Below are 16,658 nucleotides of genomic sequence, written 5' to 3'. Positions count from 1 at the left end.
CCATCTCATTTAGAACAACTTGTCTACGTTCAGAAAGTCTAAGTAACTCCCCTGCATAGTATTTGACCTCTTCCATCATTGGAGAGGTTTTCTTGACCGCACAATAAGACTGACTAGCTAGTTTTGTAAGCTTATCTACTAAGTAGCTAACACGCTTGTCAGAGATGCGTTTTGCCGTAGACTGATGGATGCTAGCTGCTAATGCGGCATCATCCAACTCTAGTACAAAACTATTACATGGAAAAGTCCTAACCAAGTTCCAATATTGTTCACCAGTCGGCGCAGACAAAAGTGTCTCTAGCTCTGGAAAAGTGACTGGCAAGACCTTGTGTAGACGGTTTTTAGCGCAGACAATATCCTCAGTAAGATTTTGATAGAAACGGCTGAGGTCACGTAATTCTTGATAAAGTGCTTCTTGGACATAGCTTGGTTTGCGATTGAGGATGAACTGAGACGCAGCTAGTTTTTCAGCGTCAATCTGGTCGGTTTTACGAACTCGTAAGCTATCCAACTGCTTTTTGGCCTCTAAGGGATTGAGGCGTGTATAAGCGTAGCTATTGGCCTCAAAGAAGGCCTGAAGACGACGAGAGTAGACACCAGTCGCCTCGAAGACAATTTCAGGCCTATGGACAGTCCTCAGATCTCCAAGTAGCCGATTAAATCCGATGGCATCATTGGGCATGGTATAGCTATGTACTTTCTCGCCATTGACCAAAATGGACACTTCTGAACTTGCTTTACTCACATCAATTCCAAAAACAGTACGCATGATAATTCCCTCTTTGTCTTGAATGATTCCTTGTTTTAGCGATGTCGTTTTCAATACGCGACGTCTTGTGTCCCACATACTTTGATAACATTCTGATAAAACAGGTGTCTTGCCAGTTTTAGTTACGACGTCTAGCGCCAAAGGACTCAGCGACTTAACAAGACACCTCTACTTTAACATAACGAAAAAGTAGTGAGTACTTTCTCCCGTCGCAGATTTCCTCACTACTAATCTTAGTATGTTTTGGTTTATACGCTTGTTGTATACGCCAATTTCATAATAAAAGCACCTCCACTTGTTAGAATTTTATCTAACTTTTGGAGATGCAGCTCATGCTCAGAGCTTTTTATACGAATTTTTCAATGATACCGTGAATAGTACGTCCGCAAGTAATTGACATTTCTTCGGGAGAAATGGAGCACTCAGGAGAAATATAGTAATAAATAAATTCTAGCAGCAGCGCAGAAATAGCACGTAATACTAAAGTTTTATTTTTAACTTTGATGTTATTGTTTAGTATAAGTTTATCGAAATAACGAACAATTATTTCTTTCCATTCAAGAACAAATCCCAAATCTCCATTACTAGATAATAAAGCTGAAATAGATTTTTTGTTCTGTTCTATCCAAATATAAGTTTCTAAGAAAAAAGGATAAGGATGATTAGGGTCAAGTGTATTGAACTTTAAAGTATCTAGATTTCGGTTAATTGCCTGCAATTCATCTAAAAGTCTCTTTTTTAGTTCTTCTAAAACTTGATATTTATCATCGAAATGAAGGTAAAAAGTACCTCTATTGATCTTTGCATGATTTGCAATTTCATTAATAGAAATTTTGTCAATACTTTTCCGTGCGAGGAGTTCAACAGTTGCTTCAATAATCAAATTTTCTTTTGTCAGATAATCTTTTCTTTTGTCTAATTTACTATCCAATTTTTTCTTCTCCTTCAATTACTGAAAAACTTTGGGCATAACTACCATCATGCGTTATAGAAAGATGAACTTTAGTATCCGAATATAAAGATAGCACATCAGATACTGGAGAAATTATAGAGACAATCGGTTGACCGGTTTCATTAGAGAGAATTTCTATTTTTCTGAAGTCTAAAAGAGTCTCCCGCAAGATTGGAGCAAGAGCCTTTAAAACAGCTTCTTTTGCGGCAAATCGTCCGCCGAAATATTCAATTCTCCTGTTTTCTGAATAATTTTCTGCTTGCTTGATTTCCTTAGACGTAAATGTTTGATGCATGAATGATTTTGTTTGAAAAATTTGTTTAAACTCTTCAAGATTAACTAAATCAGTGCCGATACCTAAAATCATATACTATTTCCAATGTCATATAATAAATTAAAAAAGAATTTTTTCTTTATTATAGCATATTTAAATTAACCAGATATGGAAATAGTGACATGTATTGGTTTAAATCTGAAGAATTACTTTTTATACATTGTAGTATAATGTCTCTGATCCAGCATAATCACTAAAAGTGCACTATTCAGGGGATCAGCGCCCCCAGAAATGGTATTACCAGCTTAGACGGGATGCATGGTTAAGTTCGCTATTGTAGCTTTTAAGCAAGTTTTTATTTCGGATAGAATTGGTTTTCAAAAACCGGACAAAACCTTTAATCGTTATATTGTTAGTAATATTATCCATTTTAATCCTAATAAAGGCGATATTCTCTTTGCTGATATCAAGGTGGTCATAATACTGACAATGACACTATTTGGTACAACCCTGCTTTTAAAATTAATGAAACTAGTATAAAACCCACTTATGAAGTTAGTGATTATAAACAACTACTTGCTTACATAAGATGAAAAAGCTGAATCTATCGGAAGATTCAGCTTTTATATCACCTATTTTAAGAAAAATCCCTGAGATTTTGGGTTGGATCGGGATGCGGGACATTGTGGCGCTCGCGTGAGCGATGGCGGTTGGCCATATTGATGCGCATCATCAGCCGGTTTTGCAGGAATAGAATAATTGCCAGGGCAATCAGATGCTGTCTTAGAAAGATCATAGCGATAGTGCCGATAAGAATTGTCAGTGCATACTCTATCCAAGCCTTCAGGTCAAAGCGGTAGAGGTCTTTATTGTAGCGAGAGGTGGCCAGAACTCCTGTGTAAAAGCTGAGAATACCGGCCAAAAAGAGGATAAAGCCGATAGTAACATGGTGTGAATCTGCTAAAAATTCAATGCCTACGGTGAAAATATTGATACCGATAAAGATAGGCAGGTGGGCATAAAAAAGGGTTGCAGCGGTGGTTTCCTGATGGTGATTGATATTTAGGAAAGTCTGTCCCATATAAAAGACAAAGAGTGTTGCCATCCCTAAAAATAAGGTAGCTCCGGTAAAGGGGCTTGACATAATCGGATAGGTTTTTATAATACCGATCACAGCCTCGCCAAAGCTGAGAATAGTCACCAAGTGCAGCCGTTCAATAACATGAGGGAAGTTAACCAGCTGACGATCGTAAAATTTAAGCCGGTAAACAGGCAGAATATTTGGCAGCAAGTAAACGAGAATGGTCCATCCGTTAATGGACAGAAGTCCCAGAGCAAAACCGGTTAAAGACAGGCTGTAAAGAAGCTGGGTAACGATATCCAGCTTGAAATTATGGGTGAATCCTAATTTCCGTCCCTTTAAAAAATACTGCAGGGCAATGATCGCATAAGCTATCATCAAAAGCAGATTAAAAAGCATGGCTTTAGGGCTTCCGGCATGGTATTGGCTGAGATCGAGGTTAAAATTGAGAGCGATATTGCCGACCACAAACATCAGTGCGATGACAGTATAGATGTCAATCAGCCGAGAGTCGCCGTACTTATTGAAATAAAAGACTTCATTGTGCCAAATGTTGAATATAATGATATTGGTCGTGATGAAGGCGACAATTTCCCAAAGACCGATATGATTGAGATGAATGGCTGATGTGAGCTGGCCCAGAGCCAGGACAACGGCTAAATCAAAAAACAATTCATAATTAGAGACGCGTTTGGCTAAAAACTGAGACATGTAATTTCCTTTCTGTCAAAAAGTCACATGATATTCTACCAAAAAGCTGGCGGAAAGAAAAGCAAAATCAACTGTAACAAAATTCAGAAAACCTCTCTTGTTTTTGTTATAATAACATTATGAATCAATTGATACAGCATAAATTAGAACTTTTGCCGGACAGTCCCGGCTGCTATCTCCATAAGGATAAAAAAGGAACGATTATTTATGTGGGGAAGGCTAAAAATTTAAAGAACCGCGTGCGCAGCTATTTTCACGGCAGCCATGACACTAAGACAGAGATGCTGGTGTCAGAAATCGCTGATTTTGAATACATCGTGACGGGTTCCAATATCGAAGCCCTGCTTTTAGAAATTAACCTCATTCAGGAAAATCATCCTAAATACAATATCAGGCTGAGAGATGATAAGTCTTATCCTTTCATTAAGATTACCAATGAACGCTATCCTCGTTTGTTGATTACCCGTCAGGTTAAAAAGGACAAGGGGCATTATTTCGGTCCTTATCCTGATGTCGGTGCTGCCAATGAAATTAAACGGCTGCTGGACAGGATTTTCCCTTTTAAGAAATGTACCAATCCTCCGGAAAAAGTCTGCTTTTACTATCATATCGGCCAGTGTTCGGCCCACACTGTCTGCCATACGGACAAGGCCTATTACGATAAGATGATAGAAGATGTCGGCAATTTTTTAAATGGCTATGACGATAAGATTGTCAACGGCCTCAAAGAGAAAATGCAGACCATGGCTGAAAACATGGAGTTTGAACGGGCTGCAGAGTACCGCGATTTGATCAGTGCTATCGGTGTTCTAAGAACCAAGCAGCGGGTGATGGCGCAGGATCTGATTGACCGGGATATTTTTGGTTATTATGTGGATAAGGGCTGGATGTGCGTGCAGGTCTTTTTTGTCCGTCAGGGCAAGCTCATTCAGCGTGATGTCAACATGTTTCCTTATTACAATGAACCTGAGGAAGATTTTTTGACCTATTTGGGACAGTTTTATCAGGACAGGCGCCATATTATCCCCAAGGAGATTTTTATTCCCAGCGATATTGATGAGGACTTCGTCAAAGCATTGGTGGATGCTAAGGTTATCAAGCCTAAGCGCGGTGAGAAAAAGCAGCTGGTTAATCTGGCTGTGAAAAATGCGCGGGTCAGCCTGCAGCAAAAATTTGATTTGCTGGAAAAGGATCTGAAAAAAACGCAAGGGGCAATTGACAATCTGGGAGAGCTGCTGGCTATTGACAAGCCTGTTCGAATCGAAGCTTTTGATAATTCCAATATTCAAGGGACCAGTCCGGTTGCGGCTATGGTGGTTTTTGAAAACGGCAAGCCCAACAAAAAGGAATACCGCAAATATAAGATCAAAACAGTTACCGGTCCCGATGACTATGCATCTATGCGCGAAGTCATTCGCCGCAGATACGGCCGTGTTAAACGCGATGGTCTCAGAGCTCCTGATCTGATTATCATTGATGGCGGTCAAGGACAGGTTAACATTGCTAAAGATGTTGTCAGAAAAGAGCTGGGGCTTGCGATTCCTATTGCCGGGCTCCAAAAAAATGACAAGCACCAAACGCAGGAGCTGCTGTTCGGTGATCCTTTAGAAGTGATTGATCTGCCCAGAAATTCAGAAGAATTTTTTCTTCTGCAGCGCATTCAAGACGAAGTGCACCGCTTTGCCATTACCTTTCACAGACAAGTCCGCAGCAAGAACAGTTTCAGCTCCAAGCTGGACGGTATTGCAGGTCTCGGGCCCAAACGCAAACAGCTGCTCTTGAAGCATTTTAAGAGTTTGACTAAGATTAAAGCAGCCGATTTAGATGAGCTGACAGCCTTAGGCATTCCGCAGAAGGTAGCAGAAAATGTGAAAGAAAAGCTGCAGGAAAAAGCATAAGAAACCGTGAAAATGAAACCCCGTTAAATGACAGTAAATAAGGAGACCGCTATGCCAACAAACATTTTTGACCAGCCAATTGGAGAACCAGTTTTTGATTTTAAGCCCGGTCAGCAGCCAACTATCAAGCAGCTGACAGGAAACTATACCATTGTTGAGCCTTTGAATGCTGATAAGCATTTTGAAGACGCCTATGCTTTTTACGGTCCTGACAGTCCCAAAGAGCAGTGGACCTATTTGCCGATTGAGCGTTTTGAAAATAAAGAAGATTTTAGAGCCTATTTTGAAGGGATGGTTGATTCCAAGGATCCTTATTATTTAGCTATTTTAGATAAGGAAAGCCATAGGGTCATCGGAACGTTTTCTCTCATGCGAATAGATCCTAAAAACCGTGTGGTGGAAATGGGCCGGGTTCTTTACGGGTCGGAGCTGAAACACTCACGAATAGCAACTGAGGCGCAATATCTGGTAATGAAATATGTTTTTGAGGAACTCCGTTACCGCCGCTATGAATGGAAGTGCGACAGCCTGAATGCGCCTTCTAATCATGCGGCTAAGCGTCTGGGCTTTACCTTTGAAGGCACCTTTCGGCGGGCAGTAGTTTATAAAAACCGCAGCCGTGATACCAATTGGTATTCCATGCTGGAAGAAGAGTACCAAACTATGAAAACTAAGTTTGACAACTGGCTGAATCCGGCAAATTTTGATGACCAAGGCCGTCAGATCACCTCTTTGAACACAAACTACTAATCTTGTGTGACCTCAAACCCTGAGATTGCCCGCAGGATGATAATCAAGGAAAAAGAAACCTCAAACAATAAAAAAGTGTGAGTTTTATTTTGGAAAAGTTTTCATTATATTTTTCCCTGTTTTTATGATAAACTGAAGGCAGTTTTTGAAAATACGATTTTCAAAGCCAATCATGCTGATGATTATCTTTCAGTGAAAGGGGCTCATGAATGACGAAAAAAAAAGCGATAGCGAAAAGCAAAAGCAAGTCATGACAGACTGCTACAATCTTTTGCTCAATCCGGATATTTATCCGGAAGAACGTGAGCTGCTGTTGGATTATAAGCAGGAAGTGGAGGCTGGAGGTGATTTTTCAAGACAGTCTTACCGTCTCTGCAGAGAGTTAGAGCGCTTGTCATTGAAGTATTTGCAGAGAAAAAAGGGCTTATCAGAACCTGTTAAAGCTTTTTATGGTTCGCTTAACGGTTTAGAGGCATCAGAATTGAGAAACAATGAAATTGCCAAAGGCATCATCGTGGCCTCGGGCACTTGGTTATAAATGCACGCAGCAGATTTTCAATCTGCTGTTTTAATGTCTCGAGTTTTTTATATATTTTAAAAAATGCTGAAAAAGCTGAAAACAGTTTCAAAAAGTGGTAAAATAAAAAAGTAACTATTAACACATTAGAAGGATTATTCGTTTATGAAATTTTTAGAGTTAAATAAAAAGCGGCATGCCACTAAGCACTTTAATAATCAGGCAGTTGATTTTAAAGATGTCAGAACAGCGATTGAAATTGCCCAGTTAGCTCCCAGTGCCAATAATATTCAGCCTTGGAAATTTGTGATTGTCAAGGATAGAAAAGCTGCTTTGGCTGAAGACCTGCCTGCTTTGAATAAGGCTCAAGTCGAAGGGGCGCAGTATGTTATTGCCTTGTTTACCGATACCGATTTGGTTCAGCGCTCCCGCAAGATTGCGCGGATTGGCAGCAAGAATCTTCCAGATGATATGATTGCCTACTATATGGAAACGCTGCCGGCTCGTTTTGCAGGATTTGATGATAAAAAAACAGGTGAATACCTGGCTTTGAATGCCGGTTTGGTGGCTATGAACCTGGTTTTAGCCCTGACAGATCAAGGCATTTCATCGAATATTATTCTTGGTTTTGATAAGACTAAGACCAATGCTGTTTTAGATATTGATGAGCGTTTCCGTCCTGAACTCCTGATTACCGTAGGATACACGGATGAAAAGATTGAACCAAGCTATCGTTTGCCGGTAGATACAATTATTGAAGAAAGATAGGAGCTGTGAGTAAGATGTTTGTAGATTTTCAAAAAGAAGTAGATAAACGCCGGGGAGATATTTTAGCGGATCTTTTTCGAATTTTACAGATCAATTCAGAGCGTGATGACAGCAAGGCTGATGCCAAACATCCTTTTGGTCCGGGTCCTGCTCAGGCTCTGCAGCATTTTTTAAAAATGGCAGAGCGAGATGGCTATGAAACTAAAAATATCAATAATTACGCCGGTCATTTTGAATACGGTCAGGGAGATGAAGTTTTAGGCATCTTTGCCCATTTGGATGTTGTGCCGGCTGGCAGCGGCTGGAAAACCGAGCCTTACCTGCCTGAAATTATCAACGGCAAGCTTTATGCGCGCGGCGCCAGTGATGATAAAGGACCGACTATTGCCTGCTACTATGGCTTAAAGATCATCAAGGATTTGGGTCTGCCGGTATCTAAAAAGGTTCGCTTTGTTGTCGGTACGGACGAAGAGTCCGGCTGGGCGGATATGGATTATTATTTTGAGCATGTCGGTCTGCCGGAACCTGATTTTGGTTTCTCACCGGATGCGTATTTCCCTATTATCAATGGTGAAAAGGGAAATATCACAGAGTATCTGCACTTTGGCAATAGCAACGGCGGCTCTTTCACGCTCAAATCTTTCAAAGGCGGCCTGCGTGAAAATATGGTGCCGGAGTCAGCAACGGCTGTTTTTAAAGGCAATAGTAGCTTAGAAGATCTGCAGCTGTCTTTAGATACCTTTGCTGAATCTCACAATCTTAAAGCCAGTCTGACTGAAAACGAAGGTCGTTTTCACTTGACGGTTCATGGAAAATCCGCTCACGGCTCAACGCCGGAAGCTGGTATCAATGGTGCTACTTATCTGGCTCTCTTTTTATCTCGTTTTGATTTTGCCGGTGATGCCAAAGCCTACCTTGATTTAGCAGGTAAGATATTGCTGAACGACCATGCGGGTGAAAAACTAGGTGTTGCTTTTGTCGATAAACAGATGGGAGCCCTATCTATGAATGCGGGTGTCTTTGATTTTGATGTAGAAGCAGAGGACAATACCATTGCTCTTAATTTCCGCTATCCGCAAGGAACGGATGCACAAACCATTAAAGCAAAACTGGAGCAGTTAGAGGGTGTCAAAGAAGTCACTCTGTCTGAACACGAGCACACGCCTCACTATGTACCTATGGATGATCCTTTGGTGTCAACACTTTTAGCTGTTTATGAAAAACATACCGGCGAAAAAGGCAAAGAATGGGTTATCGGCGGCGGTACTTTCGGACGTCTGCTGAAACGCGGTGTTGCTTACGGCGCCATGTTCCCTCATTCTGAGGATACCATGCATCAGGCCAACGAATTTGTCGAAGTAGACGATCTCTACAAGGCAGCAGCCATCTATGCTGAAGCTATTTATGAGTTAATCAAATAAGCCAACGCAGCTCCGTCATAACGGTTTACATAATTAAAAGGGAGTGGGAAAGAACCCAAAAATTGAAAATTTTGGTTCTCACCACTCCCTGATTTTAAGGTGGTGAGCTGAAACGGTCTCTCCGCAGACTGTTTCACTCCCAACCACTGCGCCAAGAGTTTATTCCAAAACAGGAATACTGGACGAGTTTTTGCCCGGCCTCTTTACCAAAGGAGAGAGACGATGACAAGTATTGAGGAAATTACCAAGTCCATTATGGCAGACAGCCAAAATAAAGCATTCACTGAACAAGGCATTGAACCTCTTTTTACAGCACCAAAAACAGCGCGTATTAATATTGTCGGTCAGGCACCGGGCATTAAGGCTCAGGAATCGCGTCTCTATTGGAATGATAAGAGCGGTGATCGCCTGCGTGAGTGGATGGGGGTTGATTATGACACCTTTTATCATTCGGGGTATTTTGCTGCCATTCCTATGGATTTTTACTATCCCGGTAAGGGAAAATCAGGCGATCTGCCGCCGCGTAAGGGCTTTGCCCAGAAGTGGCATCAGCCAATTTTGGATTTGTTGCCGGATATTGAGCTGACTGTTTTGATTGGCAATTATGCTCAAAAGTATTATTTAGAGCAAAAAGCTTCAGTCAAACTGACAGATACAGTTGAACACTACAAGGATTACCTGCCTGAATATTTCCCGCTTGTTCACCCCTCTCCCAGAAATCAAATCTGGATGGCTAAGCATCCTTGGTTTGAAGAGCAGGTCGTGCCGGATCTAAGAAAGATTGTTCAAGCTATTCTTAAATCGTAACAATAGGAGAAATCACAGAAAAACTCTTTGCCGCCCAAAAGCTGCAAAGAGTTTTTCTTTTTATAAGAGCTTCAATCGTTTGCCTGCCGGCAGCTGTCCCTAAAGGATTAGCTTATTTGCCCAAACAAAATTGGCTGAACAGCTGAGTAATCAGCTCATCGGGAGCAGCATCACCTGTGATTTCTCCCAAAATCTCCCAAGTGCGGGTCATATCAACCTGCAAGAGATCCACCGGCATGCCGAGTTCCAATCCTTCATTAACCGCATGGAGGCTTTCAAGGGCCTGCTCAATCAGCGTGATGTGCCGGGCATTGGAGAGGTAAGTAGCGTCTTTTTCAACAATGCCTGCATTGTCAAAGAAAATCTGGTTGATCCGCTCTTCGATAAGGTCGATGTTTTGATTTTTTAAAACGGAGATTTTAATAACATCGTCCGGCAGCTGATCGCTTTCGATTTGCTGCGGCAGATCAGTCTTATTGAGCAAGATAAGCCGGTTGGTATTTTGGCTGATTTCAAGCAGTGCGCGATCCTGATCGGTCAGCTTTTCGGCGCTGTTGAGAACCAGAAGAACCAGATCGGCTTCTTCAAGCGCCTTTTTGGAGCGTTCAACGCCGATTTTTTCAACCAGATCATCTGTTTCGCGAATACCTGCGGTGTCAATCAGTTTGAGAGGGACGCCTTTGATGTTAACGTATTCTTCGATGACATCACGGGTTGTGCCTTCAACATCGGTGACAATGGCTTTGTCTTCGCGCAACAGGTTGTTAAGGAGACTTGATTTACCGACATTGGGGCGGCCGATGATAGCAGTGGACAGGCCTTCGCGCAAAATCTTGCCGCGGCGGGCAGTTTTTAAGAGATTGGTCAGCAGGTTTTCAAATTCCTGCGTTTTTTCGCGCATGAGAGCTGTTGTCATTTCCTCAACGTCATCATACTCGGGATAGTCAATATTGACTTCGACCTGAGCCAGAGTGTTTAGGATTTCTTTGCGGATACTGTTGATAAGATCAGAAAGGGAGCCCTCCAGCTGTTTGACCGCTACCGCCATGGCCTTATCGGTTTTGGCACGAATCAAATCCATAACAGCCTCTGCCTGAGCTAAGTCAACCCGGCCATTTAAAAAGGCTCGCTTGGTAAATTCACCGGGCTCGGCCATCCGGGCACCCGAGCGAATGACCAGCTGCAAAATTTCATTAGTGACCGCCACACCGCCGTGGGTGTTGATCTCAATCACATCTTCGCGGGTGAAAGTCTTTGGCGCCCGCATGACTGAAACCATGACCTCATCGATGATTTCGTCACCTTCTGCGATATGGCCATAGTTAATCGTATGGGAAGCAGCTTTGCTTAGATCTTTGCCCTTGAAAATTTTTTGAGCGATGGCAAGTGCTTCAGAGCCCGAAAGCCGGACAATGCCAATAGCGCCTTCTCCCAGAGGGGTCGCGATAGCCGCAATAGTGTCAAATTCTTTAGTAATCATAGCTTAATTGTAGCGCAAAAAAAGGGAAGCTGCAAGATTTTGAGATAGCCAGAAAAGATTAACAAGTATGCGATTTCATGTTATAATAAGATGATTATGTGTGAAAGAGGAACCTTTATGGAAGAACTCAAAAAAATTGCTGGCGTCAAAGCAGCAGAATATGTCAAAGACGGCATGATTGTGGGACTGGGAACAGGGTCGACAGCCTATTATTTTGTGGAAGAAATCGGCCGCCGTGTTCAAGAAGAGGGACTGCAGGTTGTCGGGGTCACAACCTCAAGCCGAACAACTGCCCAGGCTGAGGGCCTCGGCATTCCGCTCAAGTCTATTGATGAGATTGACTCTATCGATGTGACCGTTGACGGTGCCGACGAGGTGGATTCGCAGTTCAACGGCATCAAAGGCGGCGGCGGTGCGTTGCTCATGGAAAAAGTTGTTGCAACCCCGACCAAAGATTATATCTGGGTTGTTGATGAGAGTAAGTTGGTGGAGACTCTGGGAGCCTTTAAACTGCCGGTTGAAGTTGTTCAGTACGGTGCTGAGCACTTGTTCAGAGAGTTTAAGAAAAAAGGCTATCGGCCTTCTTTTAGAGAATATGACGGTGTTCGTTTTATCACTGATATGGGCAATTTCATTATTGATTTAGATTTAGGAAGCATTCCCAATCCTCTTGAATTTGGCCGCAAAATGGATCACCAAGTCGGCCTTGTTGAGCACGGCCTTTTTTGCGGTATGGTTAACCGTGTGATTGTTGCCGGAAAAGACAGCGTCCGGATTTTAGAAGCCGATAATTTATAGTTGATAGCAGAGCTATCTTAGAGATGAGGAATATCATGTCAACATTTGATCGTATTCATTTAGTGGTTTTAGATTCTGTGGGAATCGGGGCAGCGCCCGATGCTAATAATTTCTCCAATGCCGGTGTGCCGGACGGTGCTTCGGACACACTGGGGCATATTGCAAAAACGGTTGGGCTTAATGTGCCAAATATGGCTAAAATTGGTTTAGGAAACATCCCGCGTCCGCAGGCCTTAAAAACGGTACCTGCCGAAAGCAGCCCGACTGGCTATGCGACAAAGCTGGAAGAAGTGTCACTGGGCAAGGATACTATGACCGGTCACTGGGAAATCATGGGGCTTAACATTACTGAACCTTTTGATACCTTTTGGGATGGCTTTCCAGAGGAAATTATCACAAAGATCGAAGAGTTTTCGGGACGTAAGGTTATTCGTGAAGCCAACAAGCCCTATTCCGGCACACAGGTGATTGCTGACTTTGGCCCCCGCCAAATGGAAACAGGCGAGCTGATTATCTATACGTCGGCCGATCCTGTTTTACAGATTGCGGCGCATGAAGATGTGATTCCGTTGGATGAACTCTACAAGATTTGCGAATATGCACGTTCGATTACCTTGGAACGTCCGGCTCTGCTCGGCCGCATTATCGCCCGTCCTTATGTGGGTGAGCCCGGTAACTTTACGCGGACGGCCAATCGCCGCGATTTAGCCGTTTCTCCCTTTGCCCCAACTGTTTTGAACAAACTGGATGAAGCAGGGATTGATACTTACGCGGTCGGTAAAATCAATGATATCTTCAACGGTTCCGGCATCAATCATGACATGGGCCACAATAAGTCTAACAGCCACGGAATAGACACTCTGCTGAAAACCATGAACCTGCCTGAATTTACCCGCGGTTTCTCCTTTACCAACTTAGTAGACTTTGACGCTCTTTACGGCCATCGCCGCAATGCGCATGGCTATCGCGACTGTCTCCATGAATTTGATGGACGTTTGCCTGAAATCACCGCTGCCATGCGTGAAAATGATTTGCTGTTAATCACAGCCGACCACGGCAATGACCCTACCTATGCCGGTACCGACCACACCCGTGAATACGTGCCGCTTCTGGCTTACAGCCCGGCCTTTAAGGGTCATGGCGTGATTCCAGTCGGCCACTATGCAGACATCTCAGCCACTGTTGCCGATAACTTCGGCGTGGAAACAGCCATGATTGGTGAAAGTTTCTTGAATCAGTTGGTGTAAAAAAATCTTAGCCTTCTTACAATCTTGACTAAAAGAAAAAATTAAAATTTGCAGAAAGGATTGTTCAGTTGGGGTGATATATCTAACTGAATATGGGCTACGGACTTCTGCAGAAAGATAAACAGACCTAGGCGCAAACGCCGTCGGTCTGTTTCCTATTTTGCTATTGTCCGTTTAACGCCCTTTATATCTTAATTTATGACACTACTAGAAAAAATTAACGAAACACGCGACTTTCTGACAGCACAAGGCGTCCAAGAGCCAGAGTTTGGTCTGATTTTAGGCTCTGGCCTCGGTGAGTTGGCAGAAGAGATCGAAAACGCCGTCCTATTGGACTACGCTGACATTCCCAATTGGGGACGCTCGACCGTTACTGGTCATGCTGGCAAGTTAGTCTATGGTGATTTGGCTGGCCGTAAGGTCTTAGCGCTTCAGGGCCGTTTTCATTTCTACGAAGGCAATCCTTTGGAAGTAGTGACCTTTCCTGTGCGAATCATGAAAGCTCTGGGCTGCCAGGGCGTTTTGGTCACCAATGCGGCCGGCGGTATCGGCTTTGGTCCAGGAACACTCATGGCTATTGCTGATCATATCAACCTGACAGGACAGAATCCTTTGATCGGTGCTAATATAGATGAGTTCGGTCCGCGCTTTCCGGATATGTCCAATGCCTACAGCAAGGACTATCGAGAGACAGCTCATCAAGTGGCTGATAAACTCGGTATCAAGCTGGATGAGGGCGTTTATATCGGCGTATCAGGCCCTTCCTATGAAACGCCGGCCGAAATCCGTGCCTTTAAGACGATGGGAGCTGATGCTGTTGGTATGTCAACAGTCCCAGAAGTTATTGTCGCGGCTCATTCAGGTTTGAAAGTCTTGGGGATTTCAGCCATCACCAACCATGCAGCCGGCTTCCAAGATGAACTCAATCACGATGAAGTTGTCGCTGTGACCGAACGCATCAAGGAAGATTTCAAGAGTTTGGTAAAAGCTGTCCTAGCAGAGCTGTAGGAGGCTTGGTGGTGAGAATTCATTTTGTCATTCAAGACTTTAATGACAGGGAAATGAATGACAAACTCTTTTCATTTCTGGATAGTTTCAATGCTTAAATCAGATAAATCTTATAGTCGTCAATTGTTGACCGCCTTTATTCTGACCAGTTTACTGACGGGCTGCGGCGGTATATTGCTGCATGAGCTGCAAAAGCTGGTGGAAAAGCTGGTTTTTGGACAAGCAGAAGCGTCTTCGCAGCTGCAGCTCTTTAATCATCTTCCTTCTGAACGGCGTTTTCTGGCAGTTTTTGGTGCGGGAGTCCTTTCAGCCCTGATGTGGTATTTCATACAAAGGAAAAACCGGCGGATTATTTCAGTCAGGTCTCAGATAGCACTTGATAATAAGGCTGACTTCAAACCAGTCATTTGGGTGCACCTCTGCAATATTTTCCTGCAGATTGCTTCTGTCGCAGCAGGCTCCCCTATTGGCAAAGAAGGAGCGCCTCGTGAGCTGGGGGCTTTGACAGCAGGGCGAATTTCAGATTATTTTCATCTGCGTCTGCCCGACCGTAAACTCTTGATTGCCTGCGGAGCGGCAGCAGGGCTGGCAGCGGTTTACCAAGTTCCTTTTGCCAGTGTTTTCTTTGTCTTTGAGACGCTGGCTGTCGGTTTTTCTTTGCGCAATGGTTTGCTTGCCCTTCTTTCTACGGTTTTAGCGGCAGCAGTCGCCCAGCTGGCTATTCCTGATGTTCCGCTCTATAGGACAGGACAGCTGACAACTGACTGGTCCACGCTTTTACTGGCTGTTGTAATGGGAGCTGCCATTGGGCCTGCGGCCGGACTCTTTCGTCAGCTGACCGCTTGGGCGCAATCTCATAAAGATAAAAGCAGAGCTGTCCTTTGGCAGCTGCCCTTGAGTTTTCTCATCTTGGCTGCGGTATCGGTTGTTTTTCCTGAGGTTTTGGGAAATGGCGGCGCTTTAGCACAGAAAGTCTTCTCTGCTATGTCACCGGTTCAGGCAATGGTGGTTTTGCCTATTAAAGCCTTCCTTGTTTTGCTTGTCTTAAAATCAGGAGCCTACGGCGGAACCCTGACACCATCGTTTTCGATGGGAGCTGTTTTAGCTTTCATCTTAGTTTCTGGTCTGCACGTTATTAGTCCCAATCTGCCAATAACAGCAGCTTCTCTATTGGGTGCAGCCGTATTTTTGGCGGTAACCATGAAGGCACCCCTGACTGCCGTTGGCTTGGTTATCTCTTTTACAGGACAGTCGTATCCGTCTTATTTACCGTTTTTATTGGCAGTCGCGACTGCTTATATTGTCAATACTTATTTATCAAAACTAAAGAAAGGCAGGGTATAGCTTGTACTCAGTGTAACTGAATACGGGCTAAGGACTGGGACAAAAAGATAAATCGCCAGCGAAAATCAGGATTTTCGAGCGATTTCCTATTTTGTCTGTGTCCTTTTAACGCCCTTTATATCTTAATTATGTCTATTCATATCGAAGCAAAACAAGGTCAAATTGCTGATAATATTCTTTTGCCGGGAGATCCGCTGCGCGCTAAATTCATTGCCGAAAACTTTTTAGAGGATGCCCGGTGTTTTAACAATGTCCGCGGTATGCTGGGTTATACGGGAACGTATAAGGGCCATCGCGTCTCCGTCATGGGAACTGGAATGGGGATGCCGTCCATCTCTATCTATGCTAGCGAATTAATCACCTCTTACGGCGTTAAAAAACTCATTCGTGTCGGAACCGCAGGCTCGCTCAATCAAGATGTTCATGTCCGTGATTTGGTATTGGCACAGGCTGCCGCCACCACATCCAGCATGATAAAAAACGAATGGCCGCAGTATGATTTCCCGCAAATTGCAGACTTCAGTATGTTAGATAAGGCCTACCATATTACTGAGGATATGGGGCTGACAGCGCATGTCGGAAGTGTTTTATCTATCGATGCCTTTTATTCTGATTTTGCCGAGAATAATATTAAACTGGGACAATTGGGTGTCAAGGCTGTTGAAATGGAAGCAGCAGCGCTTTATTACCTTGCGGCTAAACACGGCGTGCAGGCATTGGGCATTATGACCATTTCAGACAGTCTGGTCGCAGATGAAGACACGACAGCCCAAGAACGTGAAACAACCTTCACCGATATGATGAAGGTAGGCTTAGAAACATTGATTGCTTAA

17 protein-coding genes are annotated in these 16,658 nt (G+C 43.6%); 12 read left to right on the top strand and 5 right to left on the bottom strand.

The annotated features are described in order from the left end of the window. From AC4HAF_RS06045 to acpS, 3 genes are all read right to left on the bottom strand, one after another. Nucleotides 1-769: IS110 family transposase (locus tag AC4HAF_RS06045; RefSeq protein WP_491097064.1), on the bottom strand; the 769-nt coding region annotated here is incomplete at its 3' end. A 346-nt stretch (nucleotides 770-1,115) separates the two neighbouring features. Further along, complete coding sequence (locus tag AC4HAF_RS06040) at nucleotides 1,116-1,700, bottom strand: TetR/AcrR family transcriptional regulator (protein ID WP_491097061.1); 585 nt, start codon at nucleotides 1,698-1,700, stop codon at nucleotides 1,116-1,118. After that, entirely contained in the window at nucleotides 1,693-2,088 is a 396-nt protein-coding gene (acpS, locus tag AC4HAF_RS06035; RefSeq protein WP_491097060.1) for a holo-ACP synthase, read from the bottom strand. Before acpS ends, AC4HAF_RS06040 begins: the two co-directional genes overlap by 8 nt. 225 nt (nucleotides 2,089-2,313) lie before the next feature. On the opposite strand from acpS, the gene AC4HAF_RS06030 reads away from it, so the two are divergent. Continuing rightward, nucleotides 2,314-2,535 (top strand): hypothetical protein, encoded by a 222-nt coding sequence (locus tag AC4HAF_RS06030; protein WP_491097059.1) that lies wholly within the window; start codon nucleotides 2,314-2,316, stop codon nucleotides 2,533-2,535. Nucleotides 2,536-2,632: 97 nt separating this feature from the next. Here AC4HAF_RS06030 and AC4HAF_RS06025 read toward each other — a convergent pair whose 3' ends face one another. Continuing rightward, nucleotides 2,633-3,787: a low temperature requirement protein A gene (locus AC4HAF_RS06025; protein ID WP_491097058.1), complete on the bottom strand. Its 1,155-nt coding sequence runs from the start codon at nucleotides 3,785-3,787 to the stop codon at nucleotides 2,633-2,635. 119 nt (nucleotides 3,788-3,906) lie between these two features. Between AC4HAF_RS06025 and uvrC the strand changes: the two genes are divergently transcribed. The 6 genes from uvrC (at nucleotide 3,907) to AC4HAF_RS05995 (ending at nucleotide 9,948) form a co-directional block, all read left to right on the top strand. Beyond that, nucleotides 3,907-5,685 (top strand): excinuclease ABC subunit UvrC, encoded by a 1,779-nt coding sequence (gene uvrC / locus AC4HAF_RS06020; RefSeq protein ID WP_491097057.1) that lies wholly within the window; start codon nucleotides 3,907-3,909, stop codon nucleotides 5,683-5,685. 51 nt (nucleotides 5,686-5,736) lie between these two features. Further along, a complete protein-coding gene (locus tag AC4HAF_RS06015; RefSeq protein WP_491097056.1) occupies nucleotides 5,737-6,435 on the top strand; it encodes a GNAT family N-acetyltransferase in 699 nt (232 codons plus the stop codon). 205 nt (nucleotides 6,436-6,640) lie between these two features. Further along, nucleotides 6,641-6,973, top strand: coding sequence for a bacteriocin immunity family protein (locus tag AC4HAF_RS06010; RefSeq protein ID WP_491097055.1), 333 nt, complete (start codon nucleotides 6,641-6,643; stop codon nucleotides 6,971-6,973). Nucleotides 6,974-7,117: 144 nt separating this feature from the next. Then, nucleotides 7,118-7,720, top strand: coding sequence for a nitroreductase family protein (locus AC4HAF_RS06005; RefSeq protein WP_491097054.1), 603 nt, complete (start codon nucleotides 7,118-7,120; stop codon nucleotides 7,718-7,720). A 14-nt stretch (nucleotides 7,721-7,734) separates the two neighbouring features. Beyond that, entirely contained in the window at nucleotides 7,735-9,141 is a 1,407-nt protein-coding gene (gene pepV, locus AC4HAF_RS06000) for a dipeptidase PepV (protein ID WP_491097063.1), read from the top strand. A gap of 222 nt (nucleotides 9,142-9,363) precedes the next feature. Then, nucleotides 9,364-9,948 (top strand): uracil-DNA glycosylase family protein, encoded by a 585-nt coding sequence (locus AC4HAF_RS05995; protein ID WP_491097053.1) that lies wholly within the window; start codon nucleotides 9,364-9,366, stop codon nucleotides 9,946-9,948. A 112-nt stretch (nucleotides 9,949-10,060) separates the two neighbouring features. Here the strand turns inward: AC4HAF_RS05995 and mnmE are convergent, their stop codons facing one another. Beyond that, nucleotides 10,061-11,428, bottom strand: a complete 1,368-nt coding sequence (gene mnmE / locus AC4HAF_RS05990; RefSeq protein WP_491097052.1) for a tRNA uridine-5-carboxymethylaminomethyl(34) synthesis GTPase MnmE — start codon at nucleotides 11,426-11,428, stop codon at nucleotides 10,061-10,063. 117 nt (nucleotides 11,429-11,545) lie between these two features. Here mnmE and rpiA point away from each other — a divergent pair, with 117 nt between their 5' ends. The 5 genes from rpiA (at nucleotide 11,546) to deoD (ending at nucleotide 16,658) form a co-directional block, all read left to right on the top strand. Then, the gene (gene rpiA, locus AC4HAF_RS05985) at nucleotides 11,546-12,226 is read left to right on the top strand and encodes a ribose-5-phosphate isomerase RpiA (protein WP_491097051.1); all 681 of its coding nucleotides are present in this window, start codon (nucleotides 11,546-11,548) and stop codon (nucleotides 12,224-12,226) included. Between the two features lie 35 nt (nucleotides 12,227-12,261). Next, complete coding sequence (locus AC4HAF_RS05980; protein WP_491097050.1) at nucleotides 12,262-13,473, top strand: phosphopentomutase; 1,212 nt, start codon at nucleotides 12,262-12,264, stop codon at nucleotides 13,471-13,473. 198 nt (nucleotides 13,474-13,671) lie between these two features. Beyond that, nucleotides 13,672-14,481: a purine-nucleoside phosphorylase gene (locus AC4HAF_RS05975; RefSeq protein ID WP_491097049.1), complete on the top strand. Its 810-nt coding sequence runs from the start codon at nucleotides 13,672-13,674 to the stop codon at nucleotides 14,479-14,481. Nucleotides 14,482-14,571: 90 nt separating this feature from the next. Beyond that, on the top strand, nucleotides 14,572-15,825 hold the full coding sequence (locus AC4HAF_RS05970; RefSeq protein ID WP_491097048.1) for a chloride channel protein: 1,254 nt from the start codon (nucleotides 14,572-14,574) through the stop codon (nucleotides 15,823-15,825). Nucleotides 15,826-15,953: 128 nt separating this feature from the next. Then, entirely contained in the window at nucleotides 15,954-16,658 is a 705-nt protein-coding gene (gene deoD, locus AC4HAF_RS05965; protein ID WP_491097047.1) for a purine-nucleoside phosphorylase, read from the top strand.

It is taken from the genome of Streptococcus sp. ELY_90 (assembly GCF_058314475.1).
This window is presented reverse-complemented; position numbering and strand designations above follow the sequence as displayed.